Origin of the sequence: Streptomyces sp. NPDC102279 (assembly GCF_044766365.1) — a bacterium.
Taxonomy (GTDB): domain Bacteria; phylum Actinomycetota; class Actinomycetes; order Streptomycetales; family Streptomycetaceae; genus Streptomyces.
Map to the genome: position 1 here is coordinate 45,469 of NZ_JBIWLU010000008.1, position 24,293 is coordinate 69,761.

The following is a 24,293-nucleotide window of genomic DNA, read 5'->3' on the forward strand; positions in this document are numbered from 1 at the left end:
CCCCCGCGCGAGGACGACGTCGCGTGGGGGCCCTTTGGCGTACCCGGGCGGGGTTCCTACAGCTCAGGAGATCCGGTTCGCGCCCGGACACACACTCCCCTCCTGTTGCTGCTAGCGTGCAGTTGCGAACTATTCGCAATAGTGGCGGCGGGGTACGTGCCCGTCCGTACGCGCCCGGACGTCGAAGCGTCCTGCTCGTGATCGTCTTCTCACCTTTCACCGAGCGGGCGGAAGAAGGGAAGCCCCCGCGAGGACATGACTCGCGGGGGCTCTCCCGTTCCCGGGCCTGCGCCCCGGTGCGGACAAGGGGCCCGACTCCAGGACACGCGCGGCCGGAACCGGGCCCTCGTGCGGACGAGGCCGCCCGATGGGGGCCGAACCCGCTGCGCAGGGGGCGCTTGAGGTGAAAGGGCGTCGCCGTGGGACGGATTTTGGGACCGTGGGCCCACCCAGGGAGCGCATACGCTCGCGGGGCCGGCGTCCGGCACCCGGACGCTTCCGGCCCTCGTGCCCGCTCTCTCCCCCGGACCGGTTCCACACGGAGGTGTCGCCGTGGACGTGCGCTGCCCGAACTGCGGAGGGCCGCTGCAGCGGTTCCGCAAGCTCACCAAGGACGAGGAGGCGCACGTGCGCCGGATCCTGGAGGTGGACGACCCGGCCGCCTTTCACCGCTGCACCAGGAAGGGCTGCCGCCGTTTCCAGCGCTGGATCAACTGGCGGGACGGCGGGGACTTCCCCGAGGCCCAGGCCGCCGGCTGACACGCGACCGGGGCCCGGCGCGTGCCGGGCCCCGGGGACAGCGGGCGGCCCGGCGGAGAGCGCCGGGCCGGGACGGGCTACAGGTTGCTGAAGTCCGGACCCGCGGAACGGGAGCGCTTGAGCTCGTAGAAGCCCGGCACCGAGGCGACCAGGAGCGTGCCGTCCCAGAGCTTCGCGGCCTCCTCGCCCTTGGGCGCGGGGGTGACGACGGGGCCGAAGAAGGCGATCTGCTCGCCGTCGGCGCCGGGCACGGCGATGACCGGGGTGCCGACGTCCTGGCCGACCTTCTCGATGCCCTCCTTGTGGGAGGCGCGCAGCTCGGCGTCGAACTCGAAGTCGTCCTGGTCGGCGTAGTCGATCAGGTCCGCGGGGAGCCCGACCTCGTCGAGGGCGGCCGCGATGGCCTCCTTGGTCGGGCCCGCGCCCTCGTTGTGGATGCGGGTGCCGAGCGCGGTGTACAGCGGGCCCAGGATGTCGTCGCCGTGCTTCTGCCAGGCGGCGGTGACGACCCGGATCGGCTGCCAAGCGGTGGTCGAGAGCATCTCGCGGTACTGGTCGGGCAGCTCGTCCAGCTTCGGCTCGTTCAGGACGGCGAGGCTCATGATGTGCCAGCGCACCTCGATGTCGCGGACCTTCTCCACTTCGAGCACCCACCGCGAGGTCATCCAGGCCCAGGGGCACAGCGGGTCGAACCAGAAGTCGACGGGGGTCTTGCCGGAACTGGGCTGAGCGGTCTGCTCGGACATGGCTCTCCTCGGAACGCGGTCTTTGTGGGTCCAACGCACGAGGCCGTCCACGCCATTCCCGCTCGGCGCCACCGCTCCGTCCTTCCCGCCCGCCCGCGCCGTCCCGCCGGCGCCCCGGCGCCGCCCTGTCCGGTGACAGGAGCACATGGCAGGATCGGTCCTGTTCACACATGTCTATGCCGCCATGAGGGAGTGCAGCCGTGCCCGGTGAGAACCTGTCCCGCGACGAGGCCCAGGAGCGGGCGGCACTGCTGTCCGTCGACAGCTACGACGTCTTCCTCGACCTGCGCTCGGCCATCGGCGAGACGGAGCCCGGCGACGCGGACGGCGGTCCCCGCACCTTCCGGTCGGTCACCACGCTCCGCTTCCGCTGCGCCGAGCCGGGCGCCGCGAGCTTCGCGGACCTGATCGCGCCGAGCGTCACGGCCGTCTCGCTCAACGGCCGGGACCTCGACCCGGGCGAGGTCTTCGACGGTGTGCGGATCCGGCTGGAGGACCTCGCCGCGGAGAACGAACTCGTGGTGGACGCCCAGTGCGCCTACTCCCGCACCGGCGAGGGCATGCACCGCTTCGTCGACCCCGAGGACGGCGAGGTCTACCTGTACACGCAGTACGAGCCGGCGGACTCGCGGCGCGTGTTCGCCAACTTCGAGCAGCCGGACCTCAAGGCGCCGTTCCGTTTCGCGGTCCGGGCACCGGAGGGCTGGACGGCCTGGAGCAACGGCGCGGGCGAACTCGCGGACGGCGTCTGGCGGTTCGCCGAGACCAAGCCGATCTCGACGTACATCACGGCGGTCGTCGCGGGCCCGTACCACTACGTGACGGACTCCTACACGCGCACCTTCGACGACGGTACGACGCTGGAGATCCCGCTCGGCGCGATGTGCCGCAAGGGCCTCGCCCCCCACTTCGACGCCGACGACGTGTTCCTGGTGACCAAGCAGGGACTGGACTTCTTCCACGACCACTTCGACTACCCGTACCCCTTCGGGAAGTACGACCAGGCGTTCGTGCCCGAGTACAACCTCGGCGCGATGGAGAACCCGGGCCTGGTCACCTTCCGCGAGGAGTACATCTTCCGCGGCAACGTGACGCAGGCGTCGTACGAGGCCCGGGCGAACGTCATCCTGCACGAGATGGCGCACATGTGGTTCGGCGACCTCGTCACCATGGTGTGGTGGGACGACCTGTGGCTGAAGGAGTCCTTCGCCGACTTCATGGGCACGTTCGCCAACGTCGGCGCGACCCGCTTCACCGACGCCTGGATCACCTTCGCCAACCGTCGCAAGGCCTGGGCCTACCGCGCCGACCAGCTGCCCTCCACGCATCCGATCACCGCCGACATCCGCGACCTCCAGGACGCCAAGCTCAACTTCGACGGCATCACCTACGCCAAGGGCGCCTCCGTCCTCAAGCAGCTCGTCGCGTACGTCGGACAGGACGCCTTCCTGGAGGGCGCCCGCCGCTACTTCAAGCGGAACGCGTACGGCAACACGCGCCTCGGCGACCTGCTGTCGGTGCTGGAGGAGACCAGCGGACGGGACATGGCCCTCTGGGCCCGCTCCTGGCTGCAGACGGCGGGGGTCAACTCCCTCACTCCGCAGGTGGTGTTGAGCTCCGAGGGCCGCGTCACCGAGCTGGCGGTGCTCCAGGAGGCCGCCGAGTCCCACCCCGAACTGCGCCCGCACCGCGTGGCCGTGGGCCTCTACCGGCGTGAGTCGCTGCGCGAGGGCGGCGACGGCGCGCTCGTCCGGTACGCGCGCGCCGAGGTGGACGTGGACGGTCCGCGGACGGTCGTCGCGGACCTGGCCGGCGCCGAGGCCCCCGACCTGGTTCTCGTCAACGACGACGACCTCACGTACTGCAAGATCCGCTTCGACGAGGGTTCGCTGGACACCCTGCGGGACGGCCTCGGCGAGATGACCGACCCGCTCGCGCGGGCCCTGTGCTGGTCGGCGCTGTGGAACCTCACGCGTGACGCGCTGATGCCGGCCCGGGACTTCATCGGTCTCGTGCTGCGTTTCGCCGGCCGCGAGTCCGACATCGGCGTCCTCCAGACGCTGCACGGCTGGGCGGACGCCGCGCTCGTCCACTACGTGGCGCCCGACTGGCGTGCCGAGGGGGCACGGCTGCTGGCCGAGGGCGCGCTCAAGGAGCTGCGGCTCACCGAGCCGGGCGGCCAGCACCAGCTCGCGTGGGCCCGCTTCTTCGCCCACGTCGCGTCGGGCGAGGCCGATCTCCAGCTGCTCCAGGGCCTGTTGGAGGGAACGGCGAAGATCGACGGGCTGGAGGTGGACCAGGAACTGCGCTGGGCGTTCCTGGAGCCGCTGGCCGCGCACGGCGTGGCCGACGAGCCGGTGATCGCCGCCGAACTCGCCCGCGACGACACGGCGTCGGGCAAGCGGCACCAGGTCCGCTGCCTGGCGGCCCGCCCCTCGGCGGCGGTCAAGGCGCAGGCCTGGGCGGCCGTCGTGGAGTCGGACGCACTGTCCAACGCCCTGGTCGAGGCGACCATCTCCGGCTTCGCCCAGCCGTCCGGGCGCGAGCTGCTCGCGCCCTACACCGCCCGGTACTTCGCCGCGATCGACCGGGTCTGGGCGGAGCGGTCCATCCAGATCGGCATGGACGTGGTCAGGGGTCTGTTCCCCGGGCTCCAGGACTCCCCGCAGACCCTGGAGGCGACGGACGCGTGGCTCGCCGCGCACGAGGACGCGGCCCCCGCGCTGCGCCGGCTCGTGCTGGAGTCCCGCGACGACCTGGCACGGGCGTTGCGCGGTCAGGCCTGCGACATCGCCGCGGGCTGAACACCCGCACGACGCACACCGCTTCGAGGGCACCGGCGCTCCGCGCGTCCGGTGCCCTCGCCACGTCCGCGTCCGATGCTCCCGTCCGGTGCCCTCGTCCGGTGTCCTCTCCGGTGACTTCATCCGACGGATGGACTGGTTACGAAATACAGGTATTCAGAGCCGTAACCCCTATTAGTTCCCCTCCGGACCAGCGCCTTTCGGCACTCGAACGCCCGTACTTTAGTACGGGCTTGTCCTGATTTGTCGACGAGCGTGTAACAGCGGTTAGAGGACGGCTTCCGGGCGGGAAACCCCGGATCATGAACCACAACACCCCGCTCTCCCCCCGCCCCCTCCGTCACCTGTCCCACGTGCAGCGCCGGGTCCTGACCACGACTCAGCTGCGCAGCCACGGCGTCAGCGCCGCCGAGACGAACGAGCAGTGCCGGGCGGGCGGAGCCTGGCAGCAGATCCTTCCGGGTGTGGTCCTGCTCCACCCCGGCCCGCCCACCGCCGAGGAGCGGCTGCATGCCGCGCTGCTGTACACCGCCCGCTCCCCCGCTCCCCACCGGGTGGCCTCCATCCCGGTCCAGCCGGGCGCCGAGGAGCCGCACGCCCCACAGCCGTTCGCGGACGCGCTGGTCACCGGCCTGGCGGCGCTGGCCCTGCACGGGTTCACCACGGCGCCGCCGCTGCTCTCCCTCGAAACGATCGACGTGCTGGTGCCCCGGCTGCGGCGGCTGCGCTCGACGGGCTGCGTCCGGATCGTGCGGACACCCTCGCTGCCCGCCCCCGCGTTCGTGACCGGCGTCCCGGTCGCCCCGGTGCCCCGCGCGCTCGCCGACGCGGTCGCGGAACTCACCGACGCCGACGTCGTGCGCCGGCTGCTGACGGAAGCGGTGCGCGGGGGTCACTGCGAACCGGCGGTCGTGGTGCGCGAGTTGACGGCGGCCCGGCTGCTCGGCCGCCCGCACGTGGTGGACGCGGTGGACTCACTGCTGGCGGAGGGCCGGGCCATCGCGGAGGACCGCCTGTACCGGATGGTCCGCGAGCACGGTCTGCCCGACCCGGTGTGGAACGTGGACCTGCGGCTGCCCGGCGGCCCGCACATCGGGGGCCTCGACGCGTACTGGCCCGAGCAGGCGGTGGCGGTCGAGCTGGACACCCGCGCCCCCCGGCAGGACGAGGACGCGCTGTGGTCCGAGTACGCCCGCAAGCGCGAGGTGCTGGAGCGGCTCGGGATCACCGTCGTCCACATCACGCCGAAGAAGCTCCGTGAGGCGATGGAGCAGCAGGCCACGGTCGTCCGTACCGCGCTGATGGCTTCGGACGACCGCGATCCCGCGGCTCATGTCGTGGTGCTGCCCCGGTAGTGACGGACCGGGGTGCGGCAGGAGGGGAGGGAAGGGGCCCGCGCGACGGCGTGGGCCCCTTCCCGTGCGCCGTCCCCGCTCCTTGTCCGAATGCCCTTGCCCGAGTGCCCTGGTTCGCAAGGCCCTGGTTCGCAAGGCCCCTGCCCGGAAGGCGTTGTCAGTGCGCCGTTCTACTGTGGGGCCGACACGCGTTCCATGGCCCGGCGTGCCTGCCGTGACGAGCGGGACGCCAGACGGGAGAGCCCGATGACGACCCTGCCCGGTCGCCCGAACACCGCACTGCTGGTGGTCGACATGCAGCACGGCGCGGTGGACGCCGCCCACAACCGCGCCGAGGTGATCGAGAACATCAACATCCTGGCCGCCAGGGCCCGCGCCGAGGCGGTGCCGGTGATCTGGGTGCAGCACTCCGACGACGAGATGAAGGTCGGCAGCGAGGCCTGGACCTACGTGCCGGAGCTGGTCCGCGAGGACACCGAGCCCCTCGTCCACAAGAACTACGGCGACTCGTTCGAGGCCACCGACCTGGAGGACGTGCTCGCCCGGCGGGCCGTCGGCCACCTGGTCGTCACCGGCGCCCAGACCGACGCCTGTGTCCGCTCCACGCTGCACGGCGCTTTCACCCGCGGGTACGACGTCACGCTGGTCGGCGACGCCCACACCACGGAGGACCTCACCGCGTACGGCGCGCCCTCCCCCGCCGAGGTCGTCGCCCACACGAACCTGTACTGGCGGGGACAGGACGCGCCGGGCCGGCACGCGGCCACGGTCGACACCGCGAAGGTGACCTTCACGGCGGCGACCGCGGACTAGGGCCTGCGGCGGCTAGGGGGTCCGGGCCGTGCGGTCCGCCTCCGGCCGCTTCCCGCAGAACTCCGCCTCGATCACCGCGTCGCTGTCGCCCGACCAGTCCCCGTTGAAGTTGAAGGCGAGGGCGTGCCGGCCGTCGGCCGTGGTGACGGCCGAGGAGGTCGAGCCGTGGATGCCGCCGTCGTGGCCCCACACATGGACGCCGCAGCTCAGTTCTCGGTCGATGAGACCGAGGCCGTAGCCCGCGTTCGGGACCTCGTCGACGCGGACCGTCGTCTTCATCTCGGCGAGTTGCCTGCGCGGCAGCAGCCTGCCGCGCAGGAGGGCCGTGTAGAAGCGGTTCAGGTCGGCGTTGTCGGAGATCATGCCGCCCGCCGAGGCCGCGAGCGTCGGGTTGAGGGTGGTGACGTCGTACGTCGGTCCCGTCGCGGTCCTGGCCAGCTTGGAGTAGGCCCTGCTGCTGGGTTGCGGGAGCGTCGCCGTGGTGCCGGGGACCGACGTGCCGCGCAGTCCGAGCGGTTCGATGATGCGGTCGCGGATCTCCGTGGCGTAGGAGTGCCCGGTGACCTTGCGGATCACCATTCCGGCGAGGATGTAGTTCGTGTTGGAGTAGCTCCAGGAGGTGCCCGGCGCGAACTCCGGTCGGTGGGCCAGGGCGATCGCGACGAGGTGCTCCGGTGTCGCGGTGTCGTAGCGGTGCCGGAAGAAGCCGTCCTTGGCGAAGTAGGTGCTCACGAAGTCGTCGTCGGCCGTGTAGTCGAAGATTCCGCTCGTGTGGTTGAGGAGCCGGCGGAGGGTGATCTTCCTGCCGTCGTTGCCGTTGCCCCGCACCACGCCGGGCAGCCAGTGGTCCACCGTGTCGTCCAGCGACAGCCGCCCCTCCGCCTCCAGTTGGAGCAGCACGGTGGAGACGAACGTCTTGGTGATGCTGCCGACGCGGTAGTGGTCGGCGGTGGAGCGCGGAGCGCCGGTGCGCAGGTCTCCGGTGCCCGCCGTCGCCGCCCAGGTGCCGTGCCGGCCGGAGGCCGTCGCCGTCACGCCCGGCACACCGTCGCGCACGGCCGCCTCCATGGCCTGCCGGGTCGGCGCGTGGCCCGCTCCCGCGGCGGGCGCCGCGACCGCGGTGCCCGCCAGTGCCGTGGCGATCGCCACGGCGGTCGCTCCCACAAGTCCCGTACGTACCCTCATGTCTTCCCCCGTCTCACTGTCGAACGTGGTCGGGGGAACGGACCCGGGAGCGCGGCACGGGGTTGCCCGGTCCGCGCGGGTTGAGCGGTTTTCAGCCCTTCTTGAGGATCAGCTCCGTGTTGCGGTCGCGCGAGGTGCCGGCGAGGTCGGTGCGGGCACCGGGCGTGTTGAAGGACAGCTCGCGGTAGAGCGCGGCCAGGCCCGTCTGGCTGAGGTCGGAGAAGTCCGTGGCGTGCGGGGCGGCGGACTCGATGAGGGTGGTGAACAGGGAGAGCGTGCCGTCCTTGTTGTCGACCAGTTCGATGACGCGGGCGAGCTGGGGGAAGTCGACGTGCGAGGCGGTGGAGATCTCCCAGAAGGAGCGGTTGCCCGGGGCGGCGTGCGGGGTGATGTCGTTCTTGTGGGAGTGACCGTTCACCCAGGCCAGCACGTTGCTGAAGTTCGCGAGGAGGGCGACGACCTCGTCCCCGCCGTGCCGCTTCTCCCCCGGGTGGGCCGGGTCGGCGTTCATGTTGCGCATCGTCTTGCTGGTGTGGTGGCTGAAGACGATGACGTAGGCGTCCTTGTTGTCGCGCAGCGCCTTCTCCAGCCAGCGCAGTTGCGTCGTGCCGATGGACCCCTCGTAGTGGCCGCCGGGGTCGGTGGTGTCGAGGCTGACGCCGATGACGTCCTCGGCGATGCGGAACGTGTAGTACTGGGTGCCCGCGGAGAGGTTCGCGGAGGAGTAGCCGTGGCCGATCGGGCCCGGGCCGGTGTGCGCCGGGTCGAGGTGCGCCTTGAGGTACTCGGCGGGCGTGAACGGGGCCCGGTTCTCGTCCGGGGTGACCGAGCGCATCTGCCGCGTGTGCGCCTTGAGCAGGGCGTGGACCTCGGCGCCCTTGGGGCTGCTGCCCTTCTTCATGCTCTTGGCGAGCGCCTCGCACTCCGCCGCGCCCAGGGACATCAGCTTCTTGCCGCCGACGGCGAACTCGGTGAGGTACGAGTCGCCCCGCGTGCCGTAGCAGCCCATCGGGAGGGCGTCGTGGTTGCCGACGGTGGAGTACCAGGGCAGGCTCAGGCCGGGGCTGCGCAGCTCGCGGATGGCCGCCTGCAGGAACCCCTGGATGCGCGGGAACCCGAGTTGCTTGTCGGCGTCGCGCAGGGCCGCGTCCGGCTGCCAGTAGGTCTTGAGGCCGCTGGCCTGGACCCCCTCGTAGTGCCGCGGGTCGCCGCTGTTCGGGCTGATGCGGCCGCCGCTCATGACCTTCAGGAACCAGTCCAGCTCCGTCTTGGAGTTGTTGTCCGTGTTGTCGCCGGTGGTCATGACGAAGTGCAGCGGGGAGCCGGTGACGGGGGCTCCGCGCAGGGAGTTGACCCGCTCCACGAGGGAGACGGCTCCGGCGACGGTCAGGGTCTCCTGGGGACGCCAGAAGCTCTTGTTCTGGGCGCGCAGGTACTCCAGGCGCAGCGGGTGCTGGGCGTCGGTCAGGTGCAGGTCGGTGAGCTGCACGAACGAGGCGAGCGCGGTACGCCGGTCGGTGCGGCCCTGCTTGCCCGCGGCCAGTTCGTCCCGGACGACGCGCTGCCAGCCGGCGCCGTCGCCGAGCCGCCGGTACCCGGGGGTGCCGGAGCGCGGGACGGCTACGCCGCGCAGCGTGGTGCCGCGGGTGTAGGGGACCAGCTCGGGCGGGGCGAGCGGAGTGACCGCCGCCGACCGGGCCTCGGACTGCGCGACGGAGTCGGCGACGGTCTCCCGTGCCGGGGTCGCGGCGTGCGCCGGGGCCTCCGGGCGCAGGGCGAGGCCGACGCCGGCGGAGAGCGACAGGGCTCCGGTGGCGGCCAGCAGGGTGCGGCGGTTGAGAGCGGGTACGGCGGCGACAGAGCGTGTGCGCGACATGGCGCGGTCTCCCCGAGTGCGAACGCGTCGGCTGTGGTCGCGGGGCGGTAGGAACGAACGCCCCGCTCACCATGGATCGTTGGCAGCGGGGGTGACCTGCGCGTTAACTCGGCAGCAACGCCCGGCACCGATCACCGTACGTGGATCTTGGCGCACCCTGCGCGTCCATGGAGCCCTGTCCGAACCGCCGGGGGCCGGTCACTCCGCGTTCACCTTGCGGGGTAGGGGGAGCGTCATCGCCAGTGCGCGGCGCGGCTCCCGCCCCCCGGAACGGCGCGCGCGACGAGGCCCACCGGCACCCCGCGGTCTCCGCACGGAAGCGTCCCACCACAGCACGCGCACAAAAGGGCGCCGAATCGACAAAGACAGACACCTGGATCACGCGGCATATCCAACCATAACGGCGTATCAGCGACGTGGCGCATGGCGGAAGTACGCCATGACTCCATCCCGCCTCGGTCAACTCTCCCCAAACAACTGCCCCTTAGGTAAAGCTGAGCGGTCATCCGGGCCCACATACCGGACTGTCGCGACCGGTCCGTCACAACCGGCGGAACCGGACGCTCCACGCTCGTTCCTTTACCTACAAGGGATGCAGATGATCTCCGACCCTCAGCGCGCTCCGATATCCGGCGCGAGACGCGTGGCCCGCATCGCCGTGGCCGCCGGCCTGGTGGCCGCCCTCTCCGCGGCCGGGCCGATACCCATGGCCTTCTCCGCGGACCCGGCCGCGCCCACGGCCGACCCGGGCACCAAGTCCGCCGCCGCCAAACTCGGTTCGAGCGACGCCGACCTCCTCACCGAGGCCAAGGCCAACGGCGACAAGAACGTCACGATGATGATCGCCACGGCCCCCGGCCTGACCGAGCAGGTCGCCAAGGAGCTGGACGCGGTCAAGGGCGGTTCGGTGGGCCGCACCTACGACAAGCTCGGCTACGTCCGGGCGACCGTCCCGACGGGCCGCGCGGACGCGGCCATCGCCGCCGCCGCGAAACTGTCCTCGGTGCACGGGATCGACCTGCGCCAGGAGATCGCGCTGGACGACCCGACGCCGAGCGCCGACACCGCGAAGCACGGCAGCAACACCGCCACGGCCACCGCATCCCGCGCCCCCGGCAAGAACACCCCCGCCGAGAACCCGTACAACCCGTCCTTCGAGACGGGTGCCGTCGACTTCGTGAAGGACCACCCGAAGGCGGACGGCCGCGGGGTCACCATCGGCATCCTGGACTCGGGCGTCGACCTCGGCCACCCCGCGCTCCAGAAGACCACCACCGGCGAGCGCAAGATCGTCGACTGGGTGACCTCGACGGACCCGATCCTCGACAGCGACGCGACCTGGCGCCCGATGACCACCCCCGTGACCGGGCCCACCTTCACGTACAGCGGCCGGACATGGACGGCGCCGGCGGGCTCGTACGAGATCAACACCTTCCGCGAGGCGGCGACGGCCGGCGGTGACGCCAAGGGCGACGCGAACCGCGACGGCGACACCACCGACGTGTGGGGCGTGCTCTACGACGCGGCGGCGGGCACGGTCACCGTCGACCTGAACAACAACGGCGACTTCACCGACGACAAGCCGATGAAGCCGTACAAGGACGGCTTCCAGATCGGCTACTTCGGTACCGACAACCCGGCGACGGACGTCGTCGAGCGCCAGCCCTTCGTCGTGGAGATCCGCAAGGACGTCCCGATGGACCCGTACGGCGGCGACTGGGTCGGCCAGAAGCGCGACTTCGTCAACATCGGCGTCATCGAGTCCGAGCACGGCACCCACGTCGCGGGCATCACCTCAGCGAACGGCCTGTTCGGCGGGAAGATGAACGGCGCGGCTCCCGGCGCGAAGATCGTCTCCTCGCGCGCCTGCACCTGGACCGGCGGCTGCACCAACGTCGCGCTCACCGAGGGCATGATCGACCTCGTCGCCAACCGCGGCGTCGACATCGTCAACATGTCCATCGGCGGTCTGCCGGCGCTCAACGACGGCAACAACGCGCGCAGCGAGCTCTACACGCGTCTCATCGACACCTACGGCGTCCAGCTGGTGATCTCCGCGGGCAACTCCGGACCCGGCGCGAACACCATCGGCGACCCGGGCCTGGCCGACAAGGTCATCTCGGTCGGTGCCTCCATCTCCAAGGAGACCTGGGCAGCCAACTACGGCTCGCAGGTGGAGAAGAAGTACGCGCTGCTGCCCTTCTCCTCGCGCGGCCCGCGTGAGGACGGCGGCTTCACGCCGACGCTGACCGCGCCCGGCGCCTCCATCAACTCCACCCAGACCTGGCTGCCGGGCGCCCCGGTCGCCGAGGCGGGCTACACCCTGCCGGCCGGCTACTCGATGCTCCAGGGCACCTCGATGGCGTCGCCGCAGGCCGCGGGCGCCTCCGCCCTGCTGATCAGCGCCGCGAAGCAGAAGGGCCTCGACCTCACCCCGGCCACCCTGCGCACCGCGCTGACGTCGACCGCCGACCACATCAAGGGCGTCCAGGCGTACGAGGAGGGTGCGGGTCTCATCAACATCCCCGACGCCTGGGACTCGATCCGTGACGGCGCCACCGCCCACGACTACGCCGTGAAGGCGCCGGTCGACACCGCGATCGACTACGCGCTGAAGACGCCGGGCTTCGGCACCGGCCTGTACGACCGCGAGGGCGGCCTCAAGGCCGGCGACCGCAAGACGTACGACATCACCGTCACGCGGACGTCGGGCGAGGACCGCGCGATCCGGCACGAGCTGTACTTCGAGAACAACGCCGAGGGCACCTTCCGCATCGTCGGCTCGGACGAGGTCAGGCTCCCGCTGAACCAGCCGGTGACCGTCAAGGTCCAGGCCGCCCCCCGGTCGGCCGGTCTCAAGAGCGCGATCCTCGAGGTCGACGACCCGCGGACCGAGGGCGTCGACAAGCAGATCCTGTCGACCGTCGTCGTCTCCTCGCCGGTCAAGTACACCTACAAGGCGTCCGGTTCGGTGCAGCGCAACAGCACCACGTCCTCCTTCGTCACGGTCCCCGAGGGCGCCTCGGCGCTGGAGGTGGCGATCGGCGGGCTGAAGGACAAGAGCCAGACCCGGTTCATCTCGATCCACCCGTACGGCGTTCCGGTCGAGGACACCGGCACCCCGTACTGCTACAACAACTACCTCGACGGCAACGGCTGCAAGCCCGACGTGCGTTCGTACGCGGACCCGCAGCCCGGCGTCTGGGAGATCGAGGTCGAGGCGCGCCGCACCTCGCCGCTGCTCGACAACCCGTACAAGCTCGACGTCGCCGTGCTCGGCGCGGCGTTCGACCCGGCGGTCGTGACCGTTCCCGAGGCCAAGGTGGGCGTCCCGTCCACCGCCTCCTGGAAGGTGACGAACAACTTCGCCGCGATCGACGGCAAACTGAAGGGCGGTCCGCTCGGCTCCTCCAAGAGCACCCGGCCGACCATCGCCGACGGCGCGACGCAGACCACCACGGTCGAGGTGCCCGCGGGCGCCGCGTCGCTCGACGTGTCCATCGGCAACGTCTCGGACACCGCCGCCGACCTGGACCTGACGGTGTACGACGCCGCCGGGACGGTCGTCGGACAGTCCGCGGACGGTGACTCGGAGGAGGCCGTATCCATCGCCTCCCCCGCCGCCGGCACGTACACCGTCGAGGTCGCGGGCTACTCGATCCCGTCGGGCTCGACCGCGTACGACTACCTGGACGTGTTCTTCTCCAGCGCGCTCGGCACGGTCTCGGTCGACGACTCCACCCCGGTGAAGCTCGCCACCGGCGCCTCGGCCACGGTGTCCGGTTCGGTCACCGCCGCCGCGGCCGCGCCCGAGGGACGCGAGTTCTTCGGTCAGGTCCAGCTGGTGAACGCGCACGGCACCGTCGCGGGCACCGGCAGCGTGAAGATCGAGAAGGTCACGCCGTGACGGCGTAGGCCTCCGGCCGCGTGAGCGGTACGGACACGGGGCGGGCGTCCGGATACGGGCGCCCGCCCTTTCGCGTGCGCCACGGCCTCTGCGCCCCCGTGCCGCCCGTCACCGTCCGCGGCCCCGCCGGCCGTCACCGCCCGCGGGACGGGCGGCGCCTCACTCCCCGCACTTCAGACCCCGGGACTCGGGCAGTGCCTTGACGATCCAGGAGCGTTCGCGGGCGATGGCCTCGTCCCCCGTGGTCCAGATGTCGGGGCCGGCCGCGTCGCGCGGGATGCCGACCAGCACCTCGTCGCCCTTGTGCAGACGGGGGTCGACGTTCCTCTCCATCAGGAAGCTGACCTCCTTCTCGCCCTTGGCCGGCTTGTAGTAGTGGTAGACGTCGAGGGTGATCCGGTCCTGCCCGGTGCCGGGCTCCTGGCTCACCCGGGCGACCGTGCCCTCGGCGATGAGCCGGGAGCAGGCGATGTAGCCCGGCGCGCTGAGACTCCCGCCGCCGTCGCCCTGGTCCGACTTGGCGTCACTGGCGGCGTCGTTCACTCCGGCCCCGCCCTGTGCGACCAGCCAGCCCATGCCGACGACCAGCGAGGCCACCGCGGCCGCCGCGAGGGCGCCGACGGCGAACGCGCCGCGCCTCCGGGCGCGGCCCGGGGCACTCCCTGGACGGCCCTGTCCCGGCCGCCCGGTGGCCGTGGACGTCCTGGACCCGGCCGGCTTCCTGGACTTCTCTGCCTTCCTGTCCTTCCTGTCCTTCCTGTCCTTCCTGTCCTTCGTGGACTTCTTGGCGGCGTCGGCGGGTTCGGGGCTGTTCCCCGGGTCCGCCAGGGCGTCCCCGATGATGATCAGCTGCTCCCGGAGCATGTCCACGTCCTCGCGGGCCGAACGGTGCTCGGCCATGAACACGACGTCGTCGCGGGCGCCCTGGGGCAGTGACGCGTCCGTGATCGCGGCCAGCAGCGCGTCGACCCCTTCGTACTCGGCCACGTCACACCACCTCGTCCTCGTGCAGGCGGGCGCGCAGCGCGCGGACCGCCGTGTGCAGCCTGCTCTTGACCGTGCCCTCGGGTATGCCGAGTTCGTCGGCGATCTCGCGCACGGGCAGATCGGCGTAGAACCGCAGCACGACGACCTGGCGCTGGGGGTCCGGCAGTTCGTCCAGGCCCTGGGCGACGGCCAGCGCGAGCACGCTGGACTCCTCGTCGGAGGGCTGCTCCAACTGTCGCAGCGAGGCGAGGCGTTCACCCAGCCGCTCCTGCCGGCGCTTGGCCCGGTGCCAGTCCATCGCCAGGTTCGAGGCGACGACCGCCGCCCAGGCGGACACGTCGCGCGGCGCCTCGTCCCCCTTGGCCGCCCGCTCCAGCAGCCGCAGCCGCACCTGCTGCACCCCGTCCGGCAGGTCCGCCTGAGGCACCCCGCCGAGCGCGAGCACGGCCCGCACCCGGCGTTCCTGCGCCGCGTCCAGGGGGTCGTCCGCCCCCGGCGCGCGGCGTGGCTTTCTGCGCAGCACAGCCACCCTCCCCTCCCGCGTTTCCCCTAGGACGCCGGTGCGGGCCGAAACGTTCGGCCCGCTTCGAGTCGTACGTCACACCGGACCGGAAACCATGACGGGTCCCACACCGTACGGCTTGCGGTTCCCCGTAGTCGCGGGGCGATTTCTTCGTACCCGGGCGTCCGGCCGCCGCAGGATCGGGCTCCCCGGGCCCTCCGGAGGCGTCCCGTTCCTCGGACGGCGCGGCGAAAGGATTGGACACGCGGGCCCGGGTCAGACGCATGATGGAAGCGCTGGACCACGTGAAACGCACGCAAAGGGAGTCGCCGTGAGGGTCGGAATCGTCGGAGCCACCGGTCAGGTCGGCACAGTCATGCGCAGGATCCTCGTCGAGCGGGACTTCCCGGTCGACGAGCTGCGCCTGTTCGCCTCGGCCCGCTCGGCCGGGACGGTCGTCGACGGTGTCACGGTGGAGGACGCTTCCACGGCGGACTACTCCGGCCTGGACATCGTGCTCTTCTCCGCGGGCGGCACGACCGCGAAGGCGCTGGCCGAGAAGGTCGCCGCGCAGGGTGCCGTCGTGATCGACAACTCCTCCGCCTGGCGCAAGGACCCCGAGGTCCCCCTCGTCGTCTCCGAGGTGAACCCGCACGCGATCGCCGACCGCCCCAAGGGCATCATCGCCAACCCGAACTGCACGACCATGGCCGCGATGCCGGTCCTGAAGCCGCTGCACGAGGAGGCGGGCCTGGAGGCGCTCGTCGTCGCCACCTACCAGGCGGTGTCCGGCTCCGGCGTCGCGGGCGTGGCGGAGCTGCACGGCCAGGCACTCAAGGTCGTCGCCGAGGCCGACAAGCTGACCCACGACGGCGACGCGGTCGACTTCCCCGAGCCGCAGGTCTACAAGCGCCCCATCGCGTTCAACGTGGTCCCGCTCGCCGGCTCCGTCGTCGACGACGGCCTGAACGAGACCGACGAGGAGCAGAAGCTCCGCCACGAGTCCCGCAAGATCCTGGAGATCCCCGCCCTCAAGGTCTCCGGCACCTGCGTCCGTGTCCCGGTCTTCTCCGGACACTCCCTCCAGGTGAACGCCCGCTTCGCCCGTCCGCTCTCCGCCGAGCGCGCCACCGAGCTGCTCGCGGGCGCCCCCGGTGTCGTCCTCTCCGAGATCCCGACGCCCCTCCAGGCCGCCGGCAAGGACGCGTCGTTCGTCGGCCGCATCCGCCAGGACGAGACCGCCGAGCACGGGCTCGCGCTGTTCGTCTCCAACGACAACCTCCGCAAGGGCGCCGCGCTGAACGCGGTCCAGATCGCGGAGCTGGTCGCGGCCGAGCTGAAGGACCGCAGGAGCTGACACCCGGGCCGGACGGTTCGCGAGGGGCGGGGCGCCGGTCGGGGCCCCGCCCCTCCGGCGTCCGGTGGCGGCGCCACGGTCTCCGGTCGGTGCGGGCCTCGGGCCACCCGGGACGACTCGGACACGGCCGATACGGCGCTTCCTCGGTGCGCCGGGCGCCGCAGCCGATAGCGTCACGTCGTCTGCGCGTGACGAAAGAGCCCGGAGGTCCCCGTGGTCGCCGACACCGTGTGCCGCAGCTGTGGGAAGCCCCTGCCCGGACGGGCCGGACGCACGGGGCGTACCTCCCTGTACTGCTCGGCGGCCTGCCGGCAGAAGGCGTACCGGGACCGCCGGGCGGCACCCGCCGACACCGTGCGCGGACTGATCGACGCGATCGGCCGGCAGGTCGAGGACCTGGTACCGCAGCCTCCGTCGGTCTTCTACTCCGGCGTGACCGACCTGGCCTCCTCGGTCGGACAACTGCGCCGCATCGCCCGGGTCGCCCGGGACAGCGCGAAGGCCGATTCCGTCACACCGCCCTCCGTGACGAAATCGCCGCCGCCGCGGGACCTCGCGGAACCGGCCTCCCCGGCCGCCCAAGCCTCCCCCGGACGTCCCGGTGACCCCGGTGCACCGGATTCCGTCACGCGCGATCGCGTGACGCACGACCGGGTGCCGCGGGATTCCGAGACGCACGCCCCGGCGCACGACTCCGGAGCGGACCCCGTCCTCGCCGAGAGCGACTTCGCCGTGCTCGTGGAGCCGTACCGGCGCGAGCTGCGCGTGCACTGCTACCGCATGTCGGGGTCCTACGACGACGCGGAGGACCTCGTGCAGGAGACGTTCCTGCGCGCGTGGCGGGCCCGCGAGGGCTACGCGGGGAAGGCGAGCGTACGGACCTGGCTGTACCGGATCGCCACCAACGCCTGTCTGGACCTCCAGCGGCGCACGGCCCGCCGCCCGCAGCGCTACGAACCGCTCCCCGGCATGAACCACGGCAGCGCCGATCCGCCGGCCCGCGTCACCTGGCTGCAGCCCTACCCCGACGAGGACCTGCCCTCGGCCGAGGAGCAGCCGGACGCCCTCGCCGTCTCCAGGGAGACCCTGGAGCTGGTCTTCCTGGCCGCCATCCAGCATCTGCCCGCCCGCCAGCGCGCCGTGCTGGTCCTGCGGGACGTCCTCGGGCTGTCCGCCGCCGAGACGGCCGAGGCCCTGGAGATGACGGTGGCCTCGGTCAACAGCGCCCTGCAGCGGGCCAGGCCCACACTGCGCGACCGGCTGCCCCGCCGCCGCACCGAGTGGACCACCGGGACCGACGCCCGCGAGCGGGAGGTCCTGCGCCGCTACATGGCGGCCGCCGAGAGTCTCGACCTCACACGGTTCACCGGCCTGCTCAGCGAGGACATCGCCCTCACCATGCCGCCGAACCCGTTCTGGTTCGTGGGCCGCGACGCGATCACCGAGTTCCTGCGGATCAGCCTGGACCCCGCCTCGCCGATGTTCCTCGGACACTGGCGCCACCTGCCCGCACGGGCCAACGGACAGCTCGCCGCCGGAGGTTACGTGCGGCGCCCGGGCACGACCGTCTACCGCGCCCAGGTCCTGGACGTCCTGCGCATCGAGGGCGACCGCATCGTGGAGATCACGTCGTTCGAGCCGCACCTGTTCCCCGCGTTCGGGCTGCCGTTGAGGCTCCCGGCGGGCCGGTGAGCGGTTCGGTGAACGGTCCGGCGGGCGGTCCGGTGAACGGGGCCGCGCCGCCTGCCGGGCGCCGACCGATGAGTGGGGCGGGGGCGTGACGTCTGTATGACCGACACGTACGGCCGACCGGCACGGCCGGCCGTACGCGGAATCACAGGACCCATACGGCGAACGAACACCTCAGGAGATCACCATGCTGCTCACCGACAAGACCGCGGTCGTCTACGGCGCGGGCGGATCCATCGGCGGCGCCGTCGCCCGCACCTTCGCCCGCGAGGGCGCCCGGGTGCACCTGGTGGGACGGACGGCCGAGACGCTGGAGACGGTGGCCAAGGACATCACGGCGACGGGAGGGCACGCCGAGACCGCGGTGCTCGACGCGCTGGACGAGGCGGCCGTCGAGGCGCACATCGCCTCGCTGGACGCCCTCGACATCTCCTTCAACCTGGTGACGCGCGGCGACGTGCAGGGCCTGCCGCTGGTCGACCTGTCCGTCGAGGACTTCGTGCGGCCCGTCGAGACCGGCATCCGCACCACCTTCATCACCGCCCGCGCCGCCGCCCGGCGCATGGCCCGGTCCGGCTCGGGCGTGGTCCTCACCCTCGACAGCGGCTCCGCGCACGGCAGTCCGATGATGGGCGGCACCGGTCCGGCGGACGCGGCGATCGACACGCTGGTGCGGAACCTGGCGACCGAGCAGGGACCGCACGGACTGCGGGTCGTCGGCCTGTGGGCGGCCGGGGTGCCCGAGACGCTGACCCGGGAGAAGCTCGCCGCGGTCGACAGCAACATGAACCTCGACGACGCCGCCCTGCAGGGGCTGCTCGCGAACCTCGCCGGGATGCGCATGACCCGTCGCAACCCGACCCTCGCCGAGATCGCCGCCACGGCCGCGTTCCTCGCCTCGGACCTGGCGGGCGGCATCACGGGCACGTTCGTCAACGTCACGGGCGGGATGGTCCCCCACTGACCGGCCCCTGCCGCCGCCCCGCCCCGGGCGGGAACACGACGGCGGGCGGGGAGACCGGTTCGGTCTCCCCGCCCGCCGTCACGGTTTCCCGTCGGGCACGTCCTAGGCGGTCGCCGCCCGCGCGTCGGCCGCCTGGGCCTTCAGCGCACGCTCGACGCCCGAGCGGGACTCCGAGACCAGGCGGCGCAGGGCCGCGCTGGGCTCGGCCGAGGCCAGCCACTCGTCCGTCGTGGCGAGGGTCTCCTCGGAGACCTGCACGGACGGGTAGAGGCCGACGGCGACCTGCTGCGCGATCTCGTGCGAGCGGCCGTCCCAGATCTCCTTGACCACGGCGAAGAACTTCTCCGTGTACGGGGCGAGCAGCTCGCGCTGGTCGGTCTGGACGAAGCCGCCGATCACCGCTTCCTGCACGGCGTTGGGGAGCTTGTCGGACTCGACGACCGAGGCCCACGCCTCCGCCTTCGCCTCCTCGGTCGGCCGGGCCGCCCGGGCGGTGGCCGCGTGCCGCTCACCGGCGGCCGTCCTGTCCCGCTCGTACTCGGCGGCGATCTCCGCCTCGTCGAAGCGTCCGACGGCGGCGAGCCGCTCCACGAACGCCCAGCGCAGCTCGGTGTCCACGGCGAGGCCCTCGACGGTCTCGCGGCCTTCGAGGAGCGCCTCCAGGAGGTCGAGCTGCTCCGGCGTACGGGCGGTCGCCGCGAAGGCGCGCGCCCAGGCGAGCTGGTGGTCGCTGCCGGCCGCCGCCGCCCGCAGGTGGGCGAGCGTCGCGTCCGTCCAGCGGGTCAGCAGCGCCTCGCGGGCCGTCGGGTCGGCGTACAGCTCGATCGCCAGCTTCACCTGACGGTGCAGCGACTGGACGACACCGATGTCGGACTCCTTGCCGATGCCGGACAGCACCAGGGCGAGGTAGTCGCGGGTGGGGAGCTCGGCGTCACGGGTCATGTCCCAGGCCGAGGCCCAGCACAGGGCACGCGGCAGGGAGGACTCGAAGTCGCCGAGGTGCTCGGTGACGAAGGCCAGCGAGTCCTCGTCGAGGCGGACCTTGGCGTACGAGAGGTCGTCGTCGTTGAGGAGGATCACGTCGGGGCGGCGCTTGCCGACGAGCTGCGGTACGGCGGTCAGCTCCCCGTCGACGTCCAGCTCGACGCGCTCGCCGCGGACGAGCTTGCCGCTGCCGCCGTCGAGATCGTAGAGGCCGACCGCGATGCGGTGCGGGCGCAGCGTGGGCTCGCCCTGGGCGCCGGCGGGCAGCGCGGGCGCCTCCTGACGGACGGCGAAGGCGGTGATGACACCGTCGGCGTCGGTCTCGATCTCCGGGCGCAGGACGTTGATGCCGGCGGTCTGGAGCCACTTCTGCGACCAGGTCCCGAGGTCGCGTCCGGAGGTCTGCTCCAGCGCGCCGAGGAGGTCGGACAGGCGGGTGTTCCCGAAGGCGTGGGCCTTGAAGTAGGCCTGGACGCCGCTGAAGAACTCGTCCATGCCGACGTAGGCGACGAGCTGCTTGAGGACCGAGGCGCCCTTGGCGTACGTGATGCCGTCGAAGTTGACGAGCACGTCGTCGAGGTCGCCGATCTCCGCCATGATCGGGTGGGTGGAGGGCAGCTGGTCCTGCCGGTAGGCCCACGTCTTCATCGAGTTGGCGAAGGTGGTCCAGGAGTGCGGCCACCGGCTGTCCGCGTGGTGGGCCTGGCAGGCGATGGAGGTGTAGGTGGCGAACGACTCGTTCAGCCACAGGTCGTTCCACCACTCCATGGTCACGAGGTCGCCGAACCACATGTGGGCGAGCTCGTGCAGGATCGTCTCGGCGCGCAGCTCGTAGGCGGCGTCGGTGACCTTGGAGCGGAACACGTACTGGTCGCGGATGGTGACCGCGCCGGCGTTCTCCATCGCGCCCGCGTTGAACTCGGGCACGAAGAGCTGGTCGTACTTCTTGAACGGGTACGCGTAGTCGAACTTCTCCTGGAACCAGTCGAAGCCCTGCCGGGTGACCTCGAAGATCGCGTCCGAGTCGAGGAACTCGGCGAGCGAGGGGCGGCAGTAGATGCCCAGCGGCACGGACTGCCCGTCCTTCTCGTACACGCTGTGCACGGAGTGGTACGGGCCGACGATCAGCGCGGTGATGTAGGACGAGATCCGCGGCGTCGGCTCGAAGGCCCAGACGTCGTCCTTGGGCTCCGGCGTCGGCGAGTTGGAGATGACCGTCCAGCCGGACGGCGCCTTCACGGTGAACTGGAAGGTCGCCTTCAGGTCCGGCTGCTCGAAGGACGCGAAGACACGGCGGGCGTCCGGCACCTCGAACTGGGTGTAGAGGTAGGCCTGCTGGTCGACGGGGTCGACGAACCGGTGCAGACCCTCACCGGTGTTGGTGTACGCGCAGTCCGCGACGACGCGCAGGACGTTGCGGCCCTGCAGCAGACCGGGCAGGGCGATCCGCGAGTCCTCGAAGACCTGGGCCGGGTCGAGCGGGTCGCCGTTGAGGGTGACCTCGTGGACGGTCGGGGCGACCAGGTCGATGAACGACTCCGTGCCGTCCTCGGCGGAGTCGAAGCGCACCGTGGTCACGGACCTGTAGGTGCCGCCCTCCTGCGCGCCGGAGAGGTCGAGATCGACCTCGTACGAGTCAACGGTGAGCAGCTTCGCGCGCTGCTGCGCCTCTTCGCGGGTCAGGTTTGTGCCAGGCACGCGGTCATCTCCTCGTTATGTGTGGGTTGCGCCATCCTTCCACGGGACCCACACGGAAGGCGATGTCCGTTTCCCGCCGGTGCCAGGCCCGCGCGGGCGCGAGCCTGGAGCCATGACGACGTACACCGCACGGCCCATCCCCCCGACCGTCCTGAAGGAGCTCCTCGACAGCGACGACGCCGGCCGTCCGGCCGCCCCGCTGACCGATCCGGAGGGCGGCGCGCCGCTGCGCTGCTGCCTGCGCCGCAGCGAACCCGGCGAGCGCATCGCCCTCGTCTCCTACGCCCCGCTGCGCCGCCGGGCCGCGGAGACCGGCACCGAGCCGGGCGCGTACGACGAGCAGGGTCCGGTCTTCGTCCACGCCGGCGACTGCGCGGGCCCGGCCGGCGGGGAACTCCCCTTCACGAACGCCCACCGCGTCCTGCGCCGCTACTCGGCCGAGGGGCGCATCCTGGGTGGGCAGCTGGTGGAGCCGCCGGACACGTTCCAGCAGGCCTTCACGACGGCCTTCACCGACCCCGAGGTGGCCCTCGTCCATGTGCGGGCGGTGGAGTACGGCTGCTTCCTGTACGCGGTGGAACGGGGCTGACGGGGTGACGGGCCCGCCCGGAGGCGAGGCGTCCGCCCGGGTCCTACCGTCGCGAGCCGGGAACCGTCAGGTCCGGCGAACCCTTTCGAGGACTCTCTTCAGCGGAACCACGGGGCCGGGTGGCCGGTCGCACGTCGCCGGCCTCGGCGGCGGAGGTGGCGGCGATCACGGTGGTGGCGGGCCCGCGGGTCCTCAGCTGGCCGAGGACCGTGGCCCCGAACGCCAGCCCCATGCCCGCCAGTTGCAGCGGGGTGAGGGTCTGCCCCAGGGCGGCCCAGCCGATGACCGCGGCGGTCAGCGGCGAGAGCGGCCCGAGGAACGTGACCTGTGTGGCGGTCAGCCGGCCGATGCCGCGGAACCAGAGCCAGTACGCGACCGCCGTGTTGGCCAGCGCGAGGTACAGATAGCCGCCCACCGCGCGGCCGTCCAGGGCGGGCGGGGCCCCCTCGACGACGAGGGCGGCCGGCACGATCAGCAGCCCGCCCGCGGTCAGCTGCCAGGCGGTCAGCGCGAGCGGGCCGACCCCGTCCGGCCGGCCCCAGCGCTTGGTGAGCACGGTGCCCGCGGACATCGACGCGGTGGAGGCGAGCGCCGCGAGGACCCCGACGGGGTCCAGCGCCCCCGCGGCCTTCAGGACGACGAGGCTGACGCCGAGCGCGGCGGCGACGCCGGTGAGGAGCGTGCGGAGGGTCGGCCGGTCGCCGAGCAGCAGTACGGAGAGCCCCGCCACGAACAGCGGCCCGACCGAGCCGACGACCGCCGCCATGCCACCGGGCAGCCGGTACGCGGAGAGGAACAGCAGCGGGAAGAAGGCTCCGATGTTCAGCGCGCCCAGCACGGCGGCCTTCCCCCACCAGACGCCCCGCGGCAGCACACGGGCGAGCGCGAGGAGGAGCAGCCCCGCGGGCAGGGCGCGCAGCGCGGCCGTGAACAGCGGCCGGTCGGCGGGGAGGAACTCGGTGGTGACCGCGTAGGTGCTGCCCCAGGAGACGGGGGCGAGCGCGGTGAGCGCCGTCAGGGCGAAGCGGTTCGTGGTCATGTCTTTAGCTTAGCTCTAAGCTAATTAGAGGCAAGATGCTTTTCGCCGACCAACTCAAGGGCGATCCGCTTGTCATTGATCCGCTTGCCTCCGACCCACTCCCTTCCGAGCTACTTTCTTGCGGGCCACCTGCGACGCGGCGGATACTCGCTCCATGAGCACCCCCGAGGACCCCGTCGACGCGATCATCGAGCAGTGGGCCGCGGTCCGGCCGGATCTCGACACCGCCGCGATGGAGGTCTTCGGGCGCGTCTTCCGGATCTCGCGGGCACTGGGCGACCGGATGGAGAAGGCGTACGCGCGGTACGGGATCTCACGCGGGGAGTTCGACGTACTGGCGACCCTGCGCCGCTCGGACGCCCCGTACACGCTCTCGCCCCGTCAGCTCTCGGCCACGCTCATGCTCACCACCGGCGGGATGACCGGGCGCCTGGACAAACTGGAGCGCGCCGGGCTGCTCCGCCGGTCCCCCGATCCGCACGACCGGCGCGGCCTGAAGGTCACCCTGACGGACGAGGGCCTGCGGCTGATCGACGAGGCGGTGGGCACCGGGCTCGCCGTCCAGACGGCCGCGCTCTCGGCCCTCGATGGCGACCAGGCCACCCAATTGGCCGCCCTGCTGCGCCCGTTGCTGGCCGCGACCAGCGACTGAGCCTCCACCGGAACGCCCGAGGGCAGCCCGCGAAGAGCCCCCGCGCAAACGCGTCGGGGGAGTCCCCGCACCGGGTGGGTGCGGGAACTCCCCCGACGGAGAGAGGCGGTGGGGCGAGCGGCGCTCAGCCCTGCTTCGGCTGCTTGTGGGACTTGTCCAGGACCATCACCAGGCCGGCGATGACCAGGAACAGCACGATCGGCGCCGCGACATAGAGACCCAGCGTGTCGAGCACGCTCAGCCCCTGGCCGGGGTCGTCACCGTCGTCGCGGGTCAGCGCGAGCGCGGGGGACGACATGAGCAGCATCATCAGCGTCGTACCGGCGGCCAGGGCACCGGCGCGCAGAGCGTTCTTCTTGTCCACGGTGCAAACGTAGCGAACACCTG

At 71.9% G+C, this 24,293-nt stretch carries 18 protein-coding genes; 10 read left to right on the forward strand and 8 right to left on the reverse strand.

Annotated elements, in window-relative coordinates; translation table 11 throughout:
• The first annotated feature begins 552 nt into the window (after positions 1-552).
• Positions 553-759, forward strand: a complete 207-nt coding sequence (locus ACIRQH_RS21400; protein WP_358819330.1) for a hypothetical protein — start codon at positions 553-555, stop codon at positions 757-759.
• Positions 760-836: 77 nt separating this feature from the next.
• On the opposite strand, the gene ACIRQH_RS21405 is transcribed toward ACIRQH_RS21400, so the two are convergent.
• A complete protein-coding gene (locus ACIRQH_RS21405; protein ID WP_358819331.1) occupies positions 837-1,505 on the reverse strand; it encodes a DsbA family protein in 669 nt (222 codons plus the stop codon).
• Positions 1,506-1,705: 200 nt separating this feature from the next.
• Between ACIRQH_RS21405 and pepN (ACIRQH_RS21410) the strand changes: the two genes are divergently transcribed.
• The 3 genes from pepN (ACIRQH_RS21410) (at position 1,706) to ACIRQH_RS21420 (ending at position 6,477) form a co-directional block, all read left to right on the forward strand.
• Positions 1,706-4,309: an aminopeptidase N gene (pepN, locus tag ACIRQH_RS21410; RefSeq protein WP_388877815.1), complete on the forward strand. Its 2,604-nt coding sequence runs from the start codon at positions 1,706-1,708 to the stop codon at positions 4,307-4,309.
• A 302-nt stretch (positions 4,310-4,611) separates the two neighbouring features.
• On the forward strand, positions 4,612-5,664 hold the full coding sequence (locus ACIRQH_RS21415; protein WP_358819333.1) for a hypothetical protein: 1,053 nt from the start codon (positions 4,612-4,614) through the stop codon (positions 5,662-5,664).
• Positions 5,665-5,910: 246 nt separating this feature from the next.
• Positions 5,911-6,477 carry an isochorismatase family protein gene (locus ACIRQH_RS21420; protein WP_358819334.1) on the forward strand — a complete coding sequence of 189 codons (567 nt, stop codon included), beginning with the start codon at positions 5,911-5,913 and terminating at the stop codon, positions 6,475-6,477.
• Between the two features lie 12 nt (positions 6,478-6,489).
• On the opposite strand, the gene ACIRQH_RS21425 is transcribed toward ACIRQH_RS21420, so the two are convergent.
• Positions 6,490-7,662, reverse strand: a complete 1,173-nt coding sequence (locus tag ACIRQH_RS21425; protein ID WP_388877818.1) for a serine hydrolase domain-containing protein — start codon at positions 7,660-7,662, stop codon at positions 6,490-6,492.
• 91 nt (positions 7,663-7,753) lie between these two features.
• Complete coding sequence (locus ACIRQH_RS21430) at positions 7,754-9,538, reverse strand: TIGR03767 family metallophosphoesterase (protein WP_388877821.1); 1,785 nt, start codon at positions 9,536-9,538, stop codon at positions 7,754-7,756.
• Between the two features lie 598 nt (positions 9,539-10,136).
• On the opposite strand from ACIRQH_RS21430, the gene ACIRQH_RS21435 reads away from it, so the two are divergent.
• Positions 10,137-13,445: a S8 family serine peptidase gene (locus tag ACIRQH_RS21435; protein WP_388930968.1), complete on the forward strand. Its 3,309-nt coding sequence runs from the start codon at positions 10,137-10,139 to the stop codon at positions 13,443-13,445.
• A gap of 159 nt (positions 13,446-13,604) precedes the next feature.
• Here the strand turns inward: ACIRQH_RS21435 and ACIRQH_RS21440 are convergent, their stop codons facing one another.
• A complete protein-coding gene (locus ACIRQH_RS21440; RefSeq protein WP_404226807.1) occupies positions 13,605-14,432 on the reverse strand; it encodes a hypothetical protein in 828 nt (275 codons plus the stop codon).
• Between the two features lies 1 nt (position 14,433).
• Positions 14,434-14,961: a sigma-70 family RNA polymerase sigma factor gene (locus tag ACIRQH_RS21445; RefSeq protein WP_358819338.1), complete on the reverse strand. Its 528-nt coding sequence runs from the start codon at positions 14,959-14,961 to the stop codon at positions 14,434-14,436.
• A 304-nt stretch (positions 14,962-15,265) separates the two neighbouring features.
• On the opposite strand from ACIRQH_RS21445, the gene ACIRQH_RS21450 reads away from it, so the two are divergent.
• The 3 genes from ACIRQH_RS21450 to ACIRQH_RS21460 all read left to right on the forward strand — a co-directional run bounded on the left by ACIRQH_RS21450 (position 15,266) and on the right by ACIRQH_RS21460 (position 18,944).
• The gene (locus ACIRQH_RS21450; RefSeq protein ID WP_388930973.1) at positions 15,266-16,291 is read left to right on the forward strand and encodes an aspartate-semialdehyde dehydrogenase; all 1,026 of its coding nucleotides are present in this window, start codon (positions 15,266-15,268) and stop codon (positions 16,289-16,291) included.
• Positions 16,292-16,504: 213 nt separating this feature from the next.
• Complete coding sequence (locus ACIRQH_RS21455) at positions 16,505-17,983, forward strand: sigma-70 family RNA polymerase sigma factor (protein WP_404226808.1); 1,479 nt, start codon at positions 16,505-16,507, stop codon at positions 17,981-17,983.
• A 184-nt stretch (positions 17,984-18,167) separates the two neighbouring features.
• Positions 18,168-18,944: an SDR family NAD(P)-dependent oxidoreductase gene (locus tag ACIRQH_RS21460; RefSeq protein ID WP_388930977.1), complete on the forward strand. Its 777-nt coding sequence runs from the start codon at positions 18,168-18,170 to the stop codon at positions 18,942-18,944.
• A 102-nt stretch (positions 18,945-19,046) separates the two neighbouring features.
• On the opposite strand, the gene pepN (ACIRQH_RS21465) is transcribed toward ACIRQH_RS21460, so the two are convergent.
• Positions 19,047-21,626 carry an aminopeptidase N gene (pepN, locus tag ACIRQH_RS21465; protein WP_358819342.1) on the reverse strand — a complete coding sequence of 860 codons (2,580 nt, stop codon included), beginning with the start codon at positions 21,624-21,626 and terminating at the stop codon, positions 19,047-19,049.
• Between the two features lie 112 nt (positions 21,627-21,738).
• On the opposite strand from pepN (ACIRQH_RS21465), the gene ACIRQH_RS21470 reads away from it, so the two are divergent.
• Positions 21,739-22,215, forward strand: a complete 477-nt coding sequence (locus tag ACIRQH_RS21470) for a DUF1203 domain-containing protein (RefSeq protein ID WP_404226809.1) — start codon at positions 21,739-21,741, stop codon at positions 22,213-22,215.
• 43 nt (positions 22,216-22,258) lie between these two features.
• Here ACIRQH_RS21470 and ACIRQH_RS21475 read toward each other — a convergent pair whose 3' ends face one another.
• Positions 22,259-23,254: an EamA family transporter gene (locus ACIRQH_RS21475; RefSeq protein ID WP_388930982.1), complete on the reverse strand. Its 996-nt coding sequence runs from the start codon at positions 23,252-23,254 to the stop codon at positions 22,259-22,261.
• Between the two features lie 154 nt (positions 23,255-23,408).
• On the opposite strand from ACIRQH_RS21475, the gene ACIRQH_RS21480 reads away from it, so the two are divergent.
• Complete coding sequence (locus ACIRQH_RS21480; protein ID WP_404226810.1) at positions 23,409-23,906, forward strand: MarR family winged helix-turn-helix transcriptional regulator; 498 nt, start codon at positions 23,409-23,411, stop codon at positions 23,904-23,906.
• Between the two features lie 124 nt (positions 23,907-24,030).
• Here the strand turns inward: ACIRQH_RS21480 and ACIRQH_RS21485 are convergent, their stop codons facing one another.
• Positions 24,031-24,270: a hypothetical protein gene (locus tag ACIRQH_RS21485; RefSeq protein WP_358819346.1), complete on the reverse strand. Its 240-nt coding sequence runs from the start codon at positions 24,268-24,270 to the stop codon at positions 24,031-24,033.
• Positions 24,271-24,293: the final 23 nt, after the last annotated feature.